Consider the following 15,128-nt stretch of genomic DNA (forward strand, 5'->3'; position numbering starts at 1 on the left):
CATGGAATTCAATAAAATATCGGCTCAAATATTAGATGCCATTACTGCAGTTGTAGGAGAGGGCAATGTATTAACCAGTCACGAAAGCCTCGAAAAATACAGCCACGACGAAACTGAGGATTTGGTTTATTATCCCGAAGTAGTAGCACGCCCGCAAACTCCTGAGGAAGTTGCCGCATTATTAAAAATCTGTAATGAAAACCTGATCCCGGTAACGCCGCGTGGTGCAGGTACTGGTCTTAGTGGTGGTGCTTTGCCCATAAAAGGTGGTTTGCTGATTGCTATGGAGCGCTTCAACAAAGTACTTGATATTGATGAGCAAAACTTACAGGCGACCGTTGAGCCGGGTGTGGTAACCGAAGAATTTATGAATGCGGTAGCTGCCAAAGGCTTGCTTTACCCGGTTGACCCGGCCAGCAAAGGTAGTTGCTTTATTGGCGGCAATGTGTCGCATGGGTCTGGTGGCCCGCGGGTTGTTAAATACGGCACCATTCGGGAGTATGTGCTTAACCTGCAGGTTGTTTTAACCTCGGGCGAGATCATCTGGACCGGGGCTAATACCTTAAAGTACGCGTCGGGCTATAACCTTACGCAACTGATGATCGGTTCGGAGGGCACTTTGGGTATTGTTACCAAAATAGTGGTAAAGCTTATTCCGGCCCCAACGCTTGATGCTTTAATGCTGGCGTCGTTCCCTACAAATGAAATGGCCTGTGCAGCTGTTTCGGCTATATTCAGGGCAGGAATCGTTCCATCAGCGCTTGAGTTTATGGAGCGAAAAGGTGTAGAGTGGGTAAAGGAGCATGATGATATTGCCTTTGATCTTCAGGACGGCATTGAAGCTTTTCTTTTGATTGAGGTTGACGGTACCAATCAGGATGTGATTTTTAGTGATTGCGAAAAGATAAATTCAGTACTTGAAGAGTTTGATTGTCGCGATGTTCTGTTTGCAGATTCGTCGGCTCAAAAGGAAGAGCTTTGGCGCTTAAGGCGTACCATGGCGGTGTCGGTAAAATCAAACTCGGTTTATAAAGAAGAGGATACAGTTGTTCCGCGTGCGGCGTTACCTCAGTTAATTAAAGGTATAAAAGAAACCGGGGCCAAATACGGCTTTGCATCAGTATGTTATGGCCACGCCGGCGATGGAAACCTGCATGTAAATATCATCAAAGCCAACATGAGCGATGAGGATTGGAACAACAAACTAAAATTCGGTATCCGGGAAATATTTGAGCTTACGGTATCCCTTGGTGGTACACTATCGGGCGAGCACGGTATTGGTCTTGTACAAAAGGATTTTATGCCGATAAAATTTTCGGACATACACTTTGCGCTTTGGAAAGGTATAAAACAAGTATTTGACCCTAAAGGGATCCTGAATCCAGGGAAGATTTTTTAGTCAAGAAAAACCGCGCGTCATTGCGAGGCACGAAGCAATCCCCAATTAGCAGAGCCGCTCTGAAAAGTTAGGGATTGCTTCGTGCCTCGCAATGAGGATTTGAGAGATAAATATCTGCCATCTAACAATCAATTCGTATTCAGGATCAATCTTGGTTCGTCATAATTGATCATCCTGTGCCTTTCGGGCGATGGGATAGGCACCGATTTGTTAGCCGAGTAATCATAACTTATACAAACCGTTTTGCCTGTAGTTACTATTTCTTCACCCTGGGGAGTTATCCGCACTAATACGTGCATCATGTCAAAACTACTATTGCCTATACGTATAGTACGTACATAGCATGCAATATTATCCTGAACGGTTAGAGGCTTCAGGTAATTGATTTCTGAACGGCCGAGAATGATCCCGGTATTGCTCCAATCCCAGTTAATAATTTCTTTCCAATAGCCAATACGGGCTATTTCAAAGTAGGTAAGGTACACTGCGTTGTTTACGTGTCCGAATGAATCGATATCCGAAAAACGGATAGGGATAGGGGTTTTATATTTGTAATCGGTAAGTTTTTCAGTCATTTTCGGTCATTTTGTCTGCCTAAAAATATTATTGGTGACTTTTTGTCGCCTGTTTTAGGCTTTTTTGCCGTTGGTACAGCAGTTGATCAATAGGTTACGAAGTTAATAAAAAACAAAACTTTAGGAGGATATAAAAATGACATTAGTAAAATTCAACAACGGCCTTAAAAATACTTCAGCTAACCCATTTTTTAGTGATGTATTTGATTCACTGATCAATGATTCGTTTTTAAGCGATAAATTAATCGCTCGTGTACCTGCTGTAAACATTGCAGAAACCGAAAACGAATTTCATGTTGAGCTGGCTGTTCCTGGCTTAAAGAAAGAAGATTTCAAGATCAATCTTGATAAAAACGTATTAAGTGTAGCTGCTGAAAAAAAAGCTGAGAACGTTGAGGAAGGTAAAAAAATTAGTAAACGTGAATATAGCTACAATTCATTTGTAAGATCATTCACTTTGCCTGAAAGCGCCGACCAATCAAAAATTGATGCGGATTATGCTGATGGTATTTTGAAACTTACTATAGCAAAAAAAGAAGAAGCTAAATTTCAAACAAGAGAAATAGCTGTAAAATAATTAAAGACTGTTTTCATAAAGTAGTTAGTTTGGTTTGAAGGCCGCCCTGTAATGGGGCGGCCTTTTTTGGTAGCTAATTAATCAGCCAGCACTTTTACCTCAATGTTGTTTCTTGTGGCTTTTGAATAAGGGCAGGCCCTATGGGCTGCATCAGCCATTTTTTGAGCAATATCCCAATCCACGCCCGGGATATGTACATGCAATTCGGCCGACAAAGCGAATGCGGCCTCGCTCTCTTTGTTGAACGAAATATGTACGTCAACTGTTGCCTGCGTTACATCTACATTATCACGTTTACCAACAGAACCCAGCGCTCCCAGATAGCAAGCTCCCCAGGCACCAGCAAATAGCAATTCGGGGTTGGCATAGCCATCCTCGCCACCAAGTGCTGTAGGGAGTTTAAGTTCCATATCTATTACACCATCTTCTGATTTAATATGGCCTTCCCGGCCACCTTTTGCTGTTACCACAGCGGTATATAATTTTTCCATGAGTTTAATCTTTGTTTTAATAGTTAACTCTTGAAATAGGATAGTGTTTGCCTGTTCTTTGATTTATGGACATGGGGGCCCTATGTAAATTATTGTATCGCGATCATTTATTGATTTATAAAATAAAAAATTTTGATCTGAGTTATGTTTTGCTAAAAATATTAGTATTTTTGAATTGATATGAATGTGGATAGGATAACGGAAAAGCTCAATATTTTAGCCGATGCGGCAAAATATGATGTATCATGCGCGTCGAGCGGGAGCGACAGGAAAAACAAAGACAAAGGACTGGGAAATGCCAGTAATGGTATTTGTCATAGTTATACTGAGGATGGGCGATGCGTATCGTTGCTGAAAATCCTGCTTACCAATCATTGTATATTCGATTGTGCCTATTGTGTATCCCGGAAAAACAATGATATCAAACGGGCCGCGTTCACGGTTCAGGAAGTGGTTGACCTTACCATTAATTTTTACCGGCGCAATTATATCGAGGGTTTGTTTTTAAGCTCAGGTATTTTTAAAGATGCCGATTATACAATGGAGCGCCTGGTTCGTGTAGCAAAAAAGTTAAGGACCGAGCATAATTTTAACGGGTATATTCATTTAAAATCCATTCCCGGTGCAAGTGAAGAGTTGATGCGCGAAGCGGGTTTATATGCCGACAGGCTCAGCGTGAACCTGGAAATGCCAACAGAAGCCGGATTGAAACTGCTGGCTCCCGATAAAAACCGGCAGGACATGATCGATCCAATGCAGTTTTTGAAAAAGGAAATTATTCAGAATACAGAAGAGAAGAAGCTTTTTAAAAATACACCAATGTTTGCGCCTGCAGGTCAAAGTACACAGGTAATCGTTGGTGCTACACGGGAGAGTGATCAGCAGGTATTGCAATCGGCCAATTATTTTTATAAGAATTTCAATTTAAAGCGGGTGTATTATTCGGGCTATGTACCTGTGCTGGCAGACCAGCGCTTGCCAGCGTTGAATACCGCTGTCCCTTTGGTGCGCGAAAACCGCCTTTACCAAGCCGATTGGCTTATGCGTTTTTATGGTTTCCATGTAAACGAGATCGTCAATAATCAAAATCCGCTGCTCGATCTGGATATCGATCCTAAACTGAGCTGGGCAATCCGGAATATGCAGGTTTTTCCCATTGATATTAATAGAGCCGACTTGCAGTTGATTCTTCGTGTACCGGGTATTGGTTTACTATCGGCACAAAAAATAGTTGCTGCGCGAAAGTTTGCCGGGTTGGGCTGGGAGCAACTTAAAGTAATAGGAGTGGCTATTAATCGGGCTAAGTATTTTATTACCTGCAAAAGCAATGAGTTTGAACGACGTGATTTAACCGGGCAAAATATCAAGCAGTTTATCATGGCCCAATCGCAAAGTAAATACATTAAAAATACGCAAACCCAACTTAACCTGTTTTGAAAATGCATACACTGGTTTACGACGGAACATTTGAGGGGCTGCTTACCGCTGTATATGAAATTTATGAGCGTAAGTTGTATCCTGTTAAATTGTTAAACGGGGAGTGGCGCAACAGCGCTTTGTTTGAGGAGGTAATTCCCATTATTACCGATGAAAACCGCGCTGGCCGGGTATTGAAAGGATTGCGCAAAAAGCTTTCGGCAGCGGGGGTGCAACGCCTTTACATAAGTCATATGGCCGAAATTGCAGGTGAGGATTGTAATGTTCTTGGGTTTATACGGCATGCTTTTGACAGTGAGCAAAATATAGAAGAAGATTACGCGAACAGGTATGTAATGCGCCTTTCGGAAATTTTAAAAATGGTCCGGCGCGAAAAACACAGAATGGAAGCCTTTGTTAGGTTTCAAAAATTAAATGACGGTACTTTTTATGCCGCTATTGAGCCGGATTTTAATGTGTTGCCATTGCTCATCAAGCATTTTAAAAGCAGGTATGCCGATCAAAAGTGGATGATCTATGATATCAAAAGGAATTACGGGTTATATTATGATCTCCATGATACGCAGTTTATCGAAATGAATTTCGACGAGTTAAATAAACCGGTTGATGTCATTGCGGCTTATAGCGAGGATGAAGGTATTTATCAAACCCTTTGGAAGAATTATTTTAACAGCGTAAACATAGTTTCGCGTAAAAATACAAAGCTTCATGTGCGTCATATTCCTAAGCGATATTGGCGGCATTTAACAGAGAAAATTTAGCGTTTTGACGGTTTTGCGCATTTTCCTTTTTGGTCTGAATAGTATTTTTGGTAGGCTTTGTTGAAAAGGATGATGTTAATAACTGTGATGCTTATTTAGTTGATTGTCAGTATTTATACTTGAAATTGATATTTTTGCATTGTTGATAACTGGTTTTTTCAAGTTGATAACCTGTTAATAAAAACAAATAAAAATATTTGCCAAATTCAGCCAATGTCCCGATATTGAAATCATCAAGAACGACGTACTTTGATAGCCTTTCAGGAAAACAGAAATTGAATCGGGTGAACCTCCGGGGGAACTAAAGATCAAGGGAAGTCCCTGAGTCACAAGAAAAAATGAAGAAGGCGAAAGTCTTTAGAAAAAAGAAAGTGGTTAAAAGAGGTACCGGAATTAAGAAGAAGAACTCTACGGAGGGAACCAACAGAAACCGGTGATATTGAGCATAGTCGACCGCTCGTGAGAGCAACGGACAACGATCATGTCGGTTAAAGATACACAAAACTTGATGCTGTCTGGCAACTACGGTTAAGAGGCAGTTTGGAAACGGGAGTTCAAATCGAAAGAAATGACTCCCGTTTTCGTTTTTGAAGGTTTTTTGTTTGAGGAGAAATTTTTCTTCAAATGTTAAAATCGTTATTTTAGACGGATATGAAGGACGGCCAGCGTAACCAGAAGAAAAAAATATTTGTTTTAGATACCTCCGTGATCCTGTATGATCACAATGCATTTCAAAACTTCCAGGAGCATGACGTAGCCATACCCATCCAGGTATTGGAAGAGCTCGACAACAAAAAAAACGGTAATGATACCCGCAACTTTGAGGCCCGGAGCTTTATCCGGCTCATGGATGATTTTTCCCATAATGGATTAATCAATGAGTGGGTTCCGCTTAATGGCAAAACCAAAGGCAGTTTTAAAGTGGCAATGGATACCAAAACCACCGGTCTGGATGCCGAGCAGGTTTTTGGATCCGATAAAACAGACCACCGGATCCTGAACGCGGCCTTGGGTTTACAGGAAGAGAATCCAGGTAAAAAGGTAGTGCTGGTTTCAAAAGATATCTGTCTTCGCCTTAAAGCCAAAGCCCTCAACCTCCACGCCGAAGATTATGAAACAGGTAAGATCAAAAACCTGGACGAACTTTACACCGGCAAAACGGATGTAGAGAAGGTGACAGAGAAGCTCATCGCCACGCTGAATAAAAATGAGAATGTTCCGGCCGAAAATTTGAAGATAGAATCATACACCAATAATCATTTTTATGTTTTAAAAGGTAAAAAAGGAGATACCGTAGGCTTTTATAACTCGCAGAGCAAACAGCTTGAAAAAGTTACAGAGCAGCCTGTTTTAAATATCTATCCCCGCAACCTGGAGCAATCGTTTGCAATTCATGCGCTCTTACATCCGGATATTAAATTAGTAACCATACAAGGCAACGCGGGGACGGGCAAAACCTTGTTAGCACTGGCCAGCGCCCTTGAGCAGCGAAAATATTACCGCCAGATTTTTGTAACCCGCCCGATAGTTCCTTTAAGTAATAAAGATATTGGCTTTTTGCCCGGTGATATTAAATCAAAAATAGACCCGTATATGGCGCCGATATGGGATAACCTGAAATTCATCAAAGACCAGTTTGCTGATGACGAAAAGATGCAGGCCAAAATTGATGAACTGGTCAACAACGATAAGATTTCGATAGCGCCACTGGCTTTTATCCGCGGGCGAACGCTCAGCAAGATTTTCTTTATTGTTGATGAAGCGCAAAACCTCACTCCACATGAAGTGAAAACCATCATATCCCGCGCTGGTGAAAACAGCAAGTTTGTATTTACCGGGGATATTTACCAGATAGATACTCCTTACCTTGACGCAGAAAGTAACGGATTATCATATTTAATAGATAAGGCGAAAGGTCACCCGCTTTATGCGCATATCACTCTGCAAAAAGGGGAAAGAAGCGAATTGGCCAATTTAGCTACGGAGTTGTTGTAGGGTATCTTCAATACGTCATTGCGAGATACGAAGCAATCCCAAACTATGCAGGGCGGACTTGCAAATCGGGGATTGCTTCGTGCCTCGCAATGACGCTTTTTTATTTTCATCGCTTCTTGAAGTACCCGAATAAACATATTTTCTAAAACTTCATAACGCTTTCCTGTGTATCTTTAGGAAATAAACCTCTGCTCATGAAAATATCAAAATACCTGCATTCGTGCCTGCTTTTTGAATTGGATAATTATCAGCTGTTATTTGATCCGGGTAAGTTTTCTTTTGCCGAAGGTTTGGTTACCCCACAAATGTTTGCTGATGTAAAGAGTATCGTGATTACGCATATCCATCCCGATCATTTTGATATCGATATTTTAAAAAGCATCGTTGAATTAAACAAAGCAGAGGTCATTACAAATTCGCAGGTAGGTAAGGAATTGGAAAAGGCAAATCTAAAGTACACATTGCTGGAAGAAGGCACTCACAAAGCGGGGCCTTTTAAATTACAGGCCTTTCCGGTTAAGCATGAGTTGATCATGGATAATCCCTTGCCCCAGATGACCGGTTTCCTGATCAATAATAAAATCTTACATCCGGTTGACTCGATGGAAGAAAAGCTATTCAATTTTAAAGGGATCGAATTACTGATCATGGTATCGATGGCGCCCTTTGCCAACGAGCCCACAATTTCGGCCTTTGCAGATGAATTACACCCTAAACAAATTTTGCCTGTGCATGACGGGTATGCAAAGGATTTTTTCATTCTTCAGCGTTATGCCGCTTATAAAAAGCATTTTGATAAACTGGGCATTAAGTTTCATGAAATTTATAAAGTAGGAGACGGGATAAGTCTTTAGTTCAAAGTCTTAAGTCAAAAGTAAGTATAGCTAAGTGTATCTGGACACGATAATTGCTACTTAGAACTTCCGACTGTGAACTTTAAAAAACCTCTATAAAAAAAGAAACCCCCGCCGAGAGGCGGGGGTTCTTTGCGAGCTCAGCCTCCTGCTAAGCCGACCCGCGTTAACCTTATCACAATGCTAAGGTGAGGATTAATAATGAAGAAAACATGAACATTAATTGCTGCTAATTCTTCATCTTAGCGAAATACATAATTTTAGCTGATGCAGAAACCAGACAGCCTCATTTTTGATATGGACGGAACCCTTTGGGATGCCGTTGACACTTACGCCCAATCATGGAACCTTATATTTCAAAAGCTTGATATTCCGCGAACAATAAAACGCGACGATCTGCTTCATGTAATAGGAATGGAAGGACAAAAACTAACCCGTGTTTTACTGCCCGAACTTGATGATGAAAAAGGAATGGAAGTATATTACGCCGTAAACCAGGTAAGACGCGAGATATTACCCACCAGCGGCGGCATTATGTATAAAGGCGTGAAAGACGGTTTGCAGCAATTGTCATCCAAGTATAAATTGTTTGTATTGAGCAATTGCGCGGTTGGCATTATTCCGTTGTTTTTAGCCTGGGCAGATATTAATGAGTTTATTACCGATAGCATGGCTTACGGAACCAATCAAATGCCTAAAAACCACAACATGCATTTGCTGATGGATAAGCACAATTTACAAAGCCCGGTTTATATAGGAGATACCAATGGCGATGCCGAGCAAACACGTCTGGCAGGCATTCCCTTTACATTTGTTAGCTATGGGTTTGGCAACACAGATGATTATGATAATAAGTTTGATGATTTTGAATCGCTGACCCAATATTATTTGAGTTTGTAAGTTTAGTTTACATGAAAAGCGTATCACTGCTTCTTTTATTTCTTATTATCCTGTGCGGTTCGGCATCGGGCCAGCATGCTACCGTCGAATCTGAAGAATGGCTTACCGAAGATCTCGGCTACCTTTATTTTAACGGTGGAAAAGCTTATTTTAACTTCGACGGATATAAGAAGCATGAAAACAAATATAAAATAGAGCACGACACTATTAAAATAATTGATAGCTATACCACCAGCGCTGATAATTTCAGACAACAACACACCGACATTTCTAAATTCATCATCAACTATTTTGATGGAAAAAAACTGACCATTAAAGCGGTTAATGAAAATGCTGTGAAGTTGGCAGGTCGGCCTCCGCTACAGTTTAAAAATTATAAAGCGAGCTTCGATAACGGGGTTAAGTTTTCAAAGCTTCGGTTTCTGTCTTCAACCTGTTATGGCAATTGTCCTCAATTACTGATCAATATATGGGCCGATGGTACTTACCGTTTAAAAGGAGGCGAATTTACCGAACCATTTAAAGGGGATTATGCAGGTAGGCTTACGGGCGCACAGCTGGATAGTCTTAACTTTTGGCTTAAACACAGCGAGTTGAAAAAGATGTATGATTGGAAACAGGTTAGCCAGGTTACCGATGCGCCGAATTATCATCTGGATATCGACTTTGAAAATAGTAAGGACAAGCTTACGCTAACCACTAACGATCCTCCTTTTAACCTAACAGGTTTGGTGAATTTTTTAGTAGAATCATTCAGAAAAGTGAACCTCACAAAAATTAAGGAAGGCGAGAAGAAGGCTAATTGACCGGAGCTGATGGAGCATATAAATATTTGCTTAGCTGTTAAGTTTTTGTAGCTTAGTTAGCAAATAAAATCTTCCAATGAAAACAAAAACCAAAGTCATTATTATCCTTATACTGCTGCTAATTTTAGTTGGCTTTTTTTACTACCGCTATTGTTTTGTTTTTGGCGAAGGAACAAAGGCCGGCACAATGAATTACTTTGTGAAGAAAGGCTATGTTTTTAAAACGTATGAAGGCCGGTTAATTCAAAGCGGAATCCGCAGTCAGGTAGCCGGGGGCACAATTGGTTCAAATGAGTTTATGTTTTCTGTAACCGACGAAAAGGTGGCTAAGCAACTGAGCAGCAATGCCGGTTCATTTCTTGAACTGCATTATAAAGAATACCTGCACACTTTGCCATGGCGTGGCGTAAGCGTTTTTGTGGTTGATAGTATAGTTTCTGCTAAACCACTTGCGCCGGGTATGTAATTTATTGAAACTACAACCTGTTTAAGCGCTAACCAGGTTGTAGTTTAATTCGCCGTTTAGCCTGGTGATTTTTACCATGCCGCGGGCAAACAAATAATCAAGTATTTCAGCAGCATTTTTTTCGTGAGTAAACGCGTTTACTGATGGTTCGTATTCCCTTAGTTTTAATGCGATATCAGCCACAGTAGCTTGCTTTAATTGCGAAAGCGTGTAAATTACTTTATCCTGTGTGCATGAAACCTTTGCATAACGATCAGGGACGTTACATGCTGAAAAAAATGATTGATTAGAATTGTTCATCTGTGTTTGTTGTTACAAAATTATCATCAGGCATTAACCGCGTCCCGTAACGATTTTACGGTGTCATGCGCTTTCTTTAAACCATCCAAATGGTTATTGAGCAAGGCGACAACCTGCTCATCTTCCCATATTAATTCTTTATCATCAAGCGCGGCACGATAAGCTTTTCTAGCTATGTCTTCGCCATATTCACAGTCGGATAAGATACCATGGCGATCTTTATTTACAAACACCGCTTTCACATCCATCCAGGCATGGTAAAATTTGCCCGAAAGGGTAGTGCCGCCTGCCGGGTCCCCGCCTAAAACGTGAATATAGTCGCGCAATTCATTAACGTAACTTATGCTTTGATCAATATATTCATTAAAAAGTAAATTCAGCCCTGTTTCGTCGGTTGCCTCATTTGCTTTTTGATAACCGGCTATCCTGTCGTTATTTATTTTGATCAGATCATTCAATGCCGAGATCTGGTGCTGTACGTGTTGTAAGAGTCCCATGGTTGCTATTGTTTTGTTATAGTAAATAACATAGCATATGGGTTAATGTTTTTATTTGTTAGTTAGATATTGGTTGGTCGGATAATAAGCTAATCTAAGATGTTTTAACTATACAACGGGATGAATCGGCGACCGAGTAATACAGCCACCGTCAGGGCTCATCCCGAGGAGGGGGTAAAATTCATCAAATTATCATCAACTTCATTTTTATCAAACAACGGGAGGAAACGGTGGCCGGGTGAGACAGCCACCGTCAGGGTTCATCCCGAAGAGGGGTAAAATTTATTTAGTTGATCAGTTAAGCTTGTTATTATACAACGTTTTGCTTTTGTGTAAAATAGGCCACTTTTTTCAGCAGATCGTTCATGTCGAACGGTTTCGCTAAAAAGTCATCGGCACCGGCTATTATGGCCGATTGGCGTATGTCATGACTTGCCGATATCATGATAACAGGAATATCTTTAGTTAATTCGGCGGCTTTGAATTTCTTGCAGATATCTCTACCATCCTCACCGCTCATCCAGATATCCAGGAGCAACAGATCGGGAAGATCATCCTGTTTGATTTTCAGTACTGCAGATCCATCAACAGTTGAACTTACATCGTAACCTTCAAACTCAAGCAGCATTGCCACGGCATCAACAATGCCGGGATCGTCATCTGCAATCATGATTTTTTTATTCTTAGCATTCATCTTAGGCGTAAGGGCTTGGTTAAACCCTCTGAAATTATAAGTGATAAACCTAACCTAAATGTAAACGGTCCAGCAAAAAATTAACTGTTGGTTTCATCTACAGGTAATGCAAAGCAAAAAGTAGACCCTTTGCCTTCAACGCTGTTTACCCACATTCTGCCGCCTTCGCGCTTAATTATTTCTGAAGAGATGTACAATCCTAACCCCAAACCGGGGAAAGTATGCTGCTTATTCCCGCTCACGCGGTAGAACTGTTCAAACACAAGGTCTTTCTTATCTTCGGGGATGCCGATACCAAAATCCTGTACGCAAACAATAGCCTCATTGTTTTCACGGCGGGTGCTAACGATGATCTTATCGGTATGCGGCGAATACTTAATGGCGTTTGTGATAAGGTTGGTAATAACCTGGCTTATGCGGTCTTTATCGGAGTAGATACTACCTGTTTGAGAGAAGTTTTGTATGAGCTGGTGTTTTTGAGTCGTATGCTGCAGGTCCTGAACGGTTTCCAGCACCGTTTCATTAAAATCAAACCATGATTTATTGAACTGCAACCTGCCCGAGTTTATTTTGGTAACATCAAGTAAATCACCAATGAGGTTGGTGAGGCGGTTTACCTGTGCATCCATCCGGAGCACCATTTCGGCCTTTTTATGCTCGCCCTCCCGGGTAAGCATGGCGCCAAGCACCTGTGCATAAGCTTTTATACTGGTAACCGGTGTTTTTAACTCATGACTGGCAATGCCCAAGAAATCATCTTTCTGACGCTGTAATTGTTTCTGCTCATCAATATCGGTATTGGTGCCAAACCATTTAATGATCTTATCGTCAATGGTAAAAGGCAATGCCCTAACCAGGTGCCATTTATAATTTTCATCTTTATCTTTCAGCCTAAACTCGTACTGGAAAATAGCGCCGGTATTTACAGCGTTATTCCATGCCTCAATACATCCGGCCCTGTCATCAGGATGAATACCGTCAAGCCAATCGGGGCCGGCTATCTTGTTTGTGGCGATGCCAAAGTAATCAACTGCCCGTTTGTTTAGATAGTCGAGCTCCCCATCGGTACGGGCTGTCCAAAGTTGTACCGGCATAAAATCGGTAACAAACTCAAACTGACTGATCTGGTCACTTAGCTCTCTGTTACGTAATTTTATTTCACGTTCGGCAACCGTCTTATCGGTAACATCGGTACAGGCCCCTATGTAACCTGTAAACTCTCCCTGTTCATTATATTGCGGATTGCCGGTTGCAATGCACCATCTTGTTTCACCATCTTTATTGATTATTCTAAAATCAACTTCGTAAAACCTGCGAGCGCTTAAATCAGATAAAAACTTTTCGGCAGCACGCGGCCTGTCCTCTTCCACAATAGCATTGGCCCACCCACTTCCCATGTGCTTTTCATATTCAATGCCGGTCCAGTCAACCCAGGTTTGATTTACGTAAGTGATATTTCCCTCGGCATCGGCCATCCACAGCACCGTTGGCGAGGCGTTAGTGATGTTTTTAAGCAATTGCTCACTATCAGTCAGCGCCTTTTTATCAGCAATTTCTCTTCTCAGGTCCCGGGCTATTGAAGCCCGGCCCTGTGGTGCACCGGTTACAGAATCATAAACCAGCATAGTAGTTCCGTATACCGGTATGGCCTCTCCGGTTTGAAAATGACGGTAATGTATTTCCCCGCTCCATTTGCCATGCTTCATTAAGGTGGTATTCACCGTATCTTTTAGCTTGGCTATCTCTTCGGGCATTATAAATTCGCTATTATGCCTTCGATGTTCTTTAATTCCTGCAATCCCCAGCATCTTCCTACCGGCAGTATTTACATAAGTAACATTGCCATCCAGATCCGACAGGCTTACAAAATCCGAACTGTGGTTAATGAGCGATAGTAATTTATATTGCTCATTCCTCGCGGCCTTTTCCGGGCGCAGGTCACGGGCTACAGAAGCCATACCAATAGGCAGGTTATTTAAAGGATCATCTATTCTAAAACAACTCACGTAAACCGGTATGCTTTCTCCAGTTTTAAAATGCCGGTAATGCATTTCGCCTTCCCATTTACCATATTGTTGTACTGTTGGAATTATATCATTGTTTACTTTGTTTGCCTCGTCGTGTATAAAAAAATCAACGCCTGGTTTTAAGACAGATTTTGTGTTTTCAACACCGAGTATTGCGTAGCCGGTTTTATTGATATAAGTAACAAAACCGTCCATATTTCCTACAGCCACTATATCAGCGGTATTGTCAATCAGCGCGAGTAATTTTTGTTGTTCCTGTTTATCTGATATCTCGCGGGTGATGTCCTGTACCGTACCCGCAAAACGGATAGGCTCATGGTTATCATTAAAATAAGCCTTACCTTTTAAATGTATCCAGTATTTTAAATTACCAAAATCATTAATGGTTCGCACAATAAGGTCATAATTACCACCACTCGCAGGATCATATGCCTGCAATACCGCGGTGCGCAGTCGTTGGGCATCTTCCGGGTGTACAAATTTTAATAAGTCGGCGTATTTTATATCATCGGTTTTCCGAAAGCCGCACAGTTCCTTACAGCGATCATCCCATATTACGGTTTGTAGTTTGGGGTTTAAATCCCAGGTGCCCAGTTCTGCCGCCTGAAGTGCATATTGAACACGCTGCTCACTTTCGGCCAATTTTTGCCGGGTAGTTACCAGCTCGGTTACATCCGCGGCAGTATTTAGCACGCCCCAAACTTCGCCCTTATCATCACGTAAAGGTTTAAAAGTAAAATTGAAGTAAAACTCTTCAAGTTTATTGTTAACCAAAAGGTCTACCTTTTCTTCTTTTCCTTCGTAAGTGATGCCGCTTTTATAAACGTTTAATAATATCGCGTGAAAACCCTGTTCTTCAAGCTCTGGCAACAGGTTGAAGTAGGTGCGCCCTACAACATTGTCACCCTTGCCCCAAATATCAATAATAGCTTTGTTGGCTATCCTGATCTCCATGCCTTCGCCCATGTACAAAGCTACCGGCGTAGGTGACTCCCTGATCAGGATACGGAATATATCTTCGTTTAATTGTTGATGCAGATCGGCCTGGTTATTCATTGCACAGATAAAACATATAAATATAATCCATAATGATTGAAAATACTAAAGCTCAGACCCTGTATTGAGAGCGGGTTACAATGAACGATATCCAGACCGCCGTGATATGAATTTTAGTTATTGAAACAGAAAACCTGCGTAAATGTTTAGTTGTGTTTTTTTAGAGCTGTAGGTTGTGGATGTTTTAATTGGGATGCGCTTAATAAAGATTTATTTATCCGTATTATTAGCATTACCAATTCAATACTGTTTCATAATTTTTACCGGCAGAAAGTCAAAAAGGCAAAACAATT

At 41.3% G+C, this 15,128-nt stretch carries 15 protein-coding genes and 1 pseudogene; 10 read left to right on the forward strand and 6 right to left on the reverse strand.

Annotated elements, in window-relative coordinates; translation table 11 throughout:
• Position 1 precedes the first annotated feature (1 nt).
• Positions 2-1,399, forward strand: a complete 1,398-nt coding sequence (locus DEO27_RS09630) for an FAD-binding oxidoreductase (protein ID WP_112575460.1) — start codon at positions 2-4, stop codon at positions 1,397-1,399.
• A 128-nt stretch (positions 1,400-1,527) separates the two neighbouring features.
• On the opposite strand, the gene DEO27_RS09635 is transcribed toward DEO27_RS09630, so the two are convergent.
• On the reverse strand, positions 1,528-1,974 hold the full coding sequence (locus tag DEO27_RS09635; RefSeq protein WP_112575461.1) for an acyl-CoA thioesterase: 447 nt from the start codon (positions 1,972-1,974) through the stop codon (positions 1,528-1,530).
• 136 nt (positions 1,975-2,110) lie between these two features.
• On the opposite strand from DEO27_RS09635, the gene DEO27_RS09640 reads away from it, so the two are divergent.
• A complete protein-coding gene (locus DEO27_RS09640; protein ID WP_112575462.1) occupies positions 2,111-2,551 on the forward strand; it encodes an Hsp20/alpha crystallin family protein in 441 nt (146 codons plus the stop codon).
• 77 nt (positions 2,552-2,628) lie between these two features.
• Here the strand turns inward: DEO27_RS09640 and DEO27_RS09645 are convergent, their stop codons facing one another.
• Positions 2,629-3,042, reverse strand: a complete 414-nt coding sequence (locus tag DEO27_RS09645) for an Ohr family peroxiredoxin (protein ID WP_112575463.1) — start codon at positions 3,040-3,042, stop codon at positions 2,629-2,631.
• 180 nt (positions 3,043-3,222) lie between these two features.
• On the opposite strand from DEO27_RS09645, the gene DEO27_RS09650 reads away from it, so the two are divergent.
• From DEO27_RS09650 to DEO27_RS31710, 8 genes and pseudogenes are all read left to right on the forward strand, one after another.
• The gene (locus tag DEO27_RS09650) at positions 3,223-4,479 is read left to right on the forward strand and encodes a putative DNA modification/repair radical SAM protein (protein WP_112575464.1); all 1,257 of its coding nucleotides are present in this window, start codon (positions 3,223-3,225) and stop codon (positions 4,477-4,479) included.
• Positions 4,480-4,481: 2 nt separating this feature from the next.
• Positions 4,482-5,240, forward strand: coding sequence for a TIGR03915 family putative DNA repair protein (locus tag DEO27_RS09655; protein WP_112575465.1), 759 nt, complete (start codon positions 4,482-4,484; stop codon positions 5,238-5,240).
• A gap of 651 nt (positions 5,241-5,891) precedes the next feature.
• Positions 5,892-7,235 (forward strand): PhoH family protein, encoded by a 1,344-nt coding sequence (locus tag DEO27_RS09660; RefSeq protein ID WP_112575466.1) that lies wholly within the window; start codon positions 5,892-5,894, stop codon positions 7,233-7,235.
• Positions 7,236-7,429: 194 nt separating this feature from the next.
• Positions 7,430-8,089 (forward strand): MBL fold metallo-hydrolase, encoded by a 660-nt coding sequence (locus tag DEO27_RS09665; protein WP_112575467.1) that lies wholly within the window; start codon positions 7,430-7,432, stop codon positions 8,087-8,089.
• A 267-nt stretch (positions 8,090-8,356) separates the two neighbouring features.
• Complete coding sequence (locus DEO27_RS09670) at positions 8,357-8,989, forward strand: HAD family hydrolase (RefSeq protein WP_112575468.1); 633 nt, start codon at positions 8,357-8,359, stop codon at positions 8,987-8,989.
• Between the two features lie 11 nt (positions 8,990-9,000).
• Positions 9,001-9,795: a DUF6438 domain-containing protein gene (locus DEO27_RS09675; protein ID WP_112575469.1), complete on the forward strand. Its 795-nt coding sequence runs from the start codon at positions 9,001-9,003 to the stop codon at positions 9,793-9,795.
• A 63-nt stretch (positions 9,796-9,858) separates the two neighbouring features.
• Positions 9,859-9,948: pseudogene (locus DEO27_RS31960) on the forward strand (hypothetical protein); the annotation flags it as partial.
• Positions 9,917-10,261: a hypothetical protein gene (locus DEO27_RS31710; protein ID WP_223818257.1), complete on the forward strand. Its 345-nt coding sequence runs from the start codon at positions 9,917-9,919 to the stop codon at positions 10,259-10,261. The pseudogene DEO27_RS31960 and the gene DEO27_RS31710, both read left to right, overlap by 32 nt.
• A gap of 21 nt (positions 10,262-10,282) precedes the next feature.
• Here the strand turns inward: DEO27_RS31710 and DEO27_RS09685 are convergent, their stop codons facing one another.
• From DEO27_RS09685 to DEO27_RS09700, 4 genes are all read right to left on the reverse strand, one after another.
• Positions 10,283-10,561 (reverse strand): hypothetical protein, encoded by a 279-nt coding sequence (locus DEO27_RS09685; RefSeq protein WP_112575470.1) that lies wholly within the window; start codon positions 10,559-10,561, stop codon positions 10,283-10,285.
• A 26-nt stretch (positions 10,562-10,587) separates the two neighbouring features.
• Positions 10,588-11,058, reverse strand: coding sequence for a ferritin-like domain-containing protein (locus DEO27_RS09690; RefSeq protein WP_112575471.1), 471 nt, complete (start codon positions 11,056-11,058; stop codon positions 10,588-10,590).
• A 310-nt stretch (positions 11,059-11,368) separates the two neighbouring features.
• Positions 11,369-11,728 (reverse strand): two-component system response regulator, encoded by a 360-nt coding sequence (locus tag DEO27_RS09695; protein ID WP_262714164.1) that lies wholly within the window; start codon positions 11,726-11,728, stop codon positions 11,369-11,371.
• A 104-nt stretch (positions 11,729-11,832) separates the two neighbouring features.
• Positions 11,833-14,835: a PAS domain-containing sensor histidine kinase gene (locus tag DEO27_RS09700; RefSeq protein ID WP_112575473.1), complete on the reverse strand. Its 3,003-nt coding sequence runs from the start codon at positions 14,833-14,835 to the stop codon at positions 11,833-11,835.
• Positions 14,836-15,128 lie beyond the last annotated feature (293 nt).

It is taken from the genome of Mucilaginibacter rubeus (genome assembly GCF_003286415.2).
Taxonomy (GTDB): Bacteria; Bacteroidota; Bacteroidia; order Sphingobacteriales; family Sphingobacteriaceae; genus Mucilaginibacter; species Mucilaginibacter rubeus_A.

Excerpts from the sequence above, each read along its gene's own strand:
- DEO27_RS09665 (WP_112575467.1), top strand. The coding sequence starts at position 7,430 with ATGAAAATATCAAAATACCTGCATTCGTGCCTGCTTTTTGAATTGGAT.
- DEO27_RS09630 (WP_112575460.1), top strand. The coding sequence starts at position 2 with ATGGAATTCAATAAAATATCGGCTCAAATATTAGATGCCATTACTGCA.
- DEO27_RS09640 (WP_112575462.1), top strand. The coding sequence starts at position 2,111 with ATGACATTAGTAAAATTCAACAACGGCCTTAAAAATACTTCAGCTAAC.
- DEO27_RS09660 (WP_112575466.1), top strand. The coding sequence starts at position 5,892 with ATGAAGGACGGCCAGCGTAACCAGAAGAAAAAAATATTTGTTTTAGAT.
- DEO27_RS09645 (WP_112575463.1), bottom strand. The coding sequence starts at position 3,042 with ATGGAAAAATTATATACCGCTGTGGTAACAGCAAAAGGTGGCCGGGAA.
- DEO27_RS09700 (WP_112575473.1), bottom strand. The coding sequence starts at position 14,835 with ATGAATAACCAGGCCGATCTGCATCAACAATTAAACGAAGATATATTC.
- DEO27_RS09655 (WP_112575465.1), top strand. The coding sequence starts at position 4,482 with ATGCATACACTGGTTTACGACGGAACATTTGAGGGGCTGCTTACCGCT.
- DEO27_RS09695 (WP_262714164.1), bottom strand. The coding sequence starts at position 11,728 with ATGATTGCAGATGACGATCCCGGCATTGTTGATGCCGTGGCAATGCTG.
- DEO27_RS09675 (WP_112575469.1), top strand. The coding sequence starts at position 9,001 with ATGAAAAGCGTATCACTGCTTCTTTTATTTCTTATTATCCTGTGCGGT.
- DEO27_RS09670 (WP_112575468.1), top strand. The coding sequence starts at position 8,357 with ATGCAGAAACCAGACAGCCTCATTTTTGATATGGACGGAACCCTTTGG.
- DEO27_RS09650 (WP_112575464.1), top strand. The coding sequence starts at position 3,223 with ATGAATGTGGATAGGATAACGGAAAAGCTCAATATTTTAGCCGATGCG.
- DEO27_RS09690 (WP_112575471.1), bottom strand. The coding sequence starts at position 11,058 with ATGGGACTCTTACAACACGTACAGCACCAGATCTCGGCATTGAATGAT.
- DEO27_RS09685 (WP_112575470.1), bottom strand. The coding sequence starts at position 10,561 with ATGAACAATTCTAATCAATCATTTTTTTCAGCATGTAACGTCCCTGAT.
- DEO27_RS09635 (WP_112575461.1), bottom strand. The coding sequence starts at position 1,974 with ATGACTGAAAAACTTACCGATTACAAATATAAAACCCCTATCCCTATC.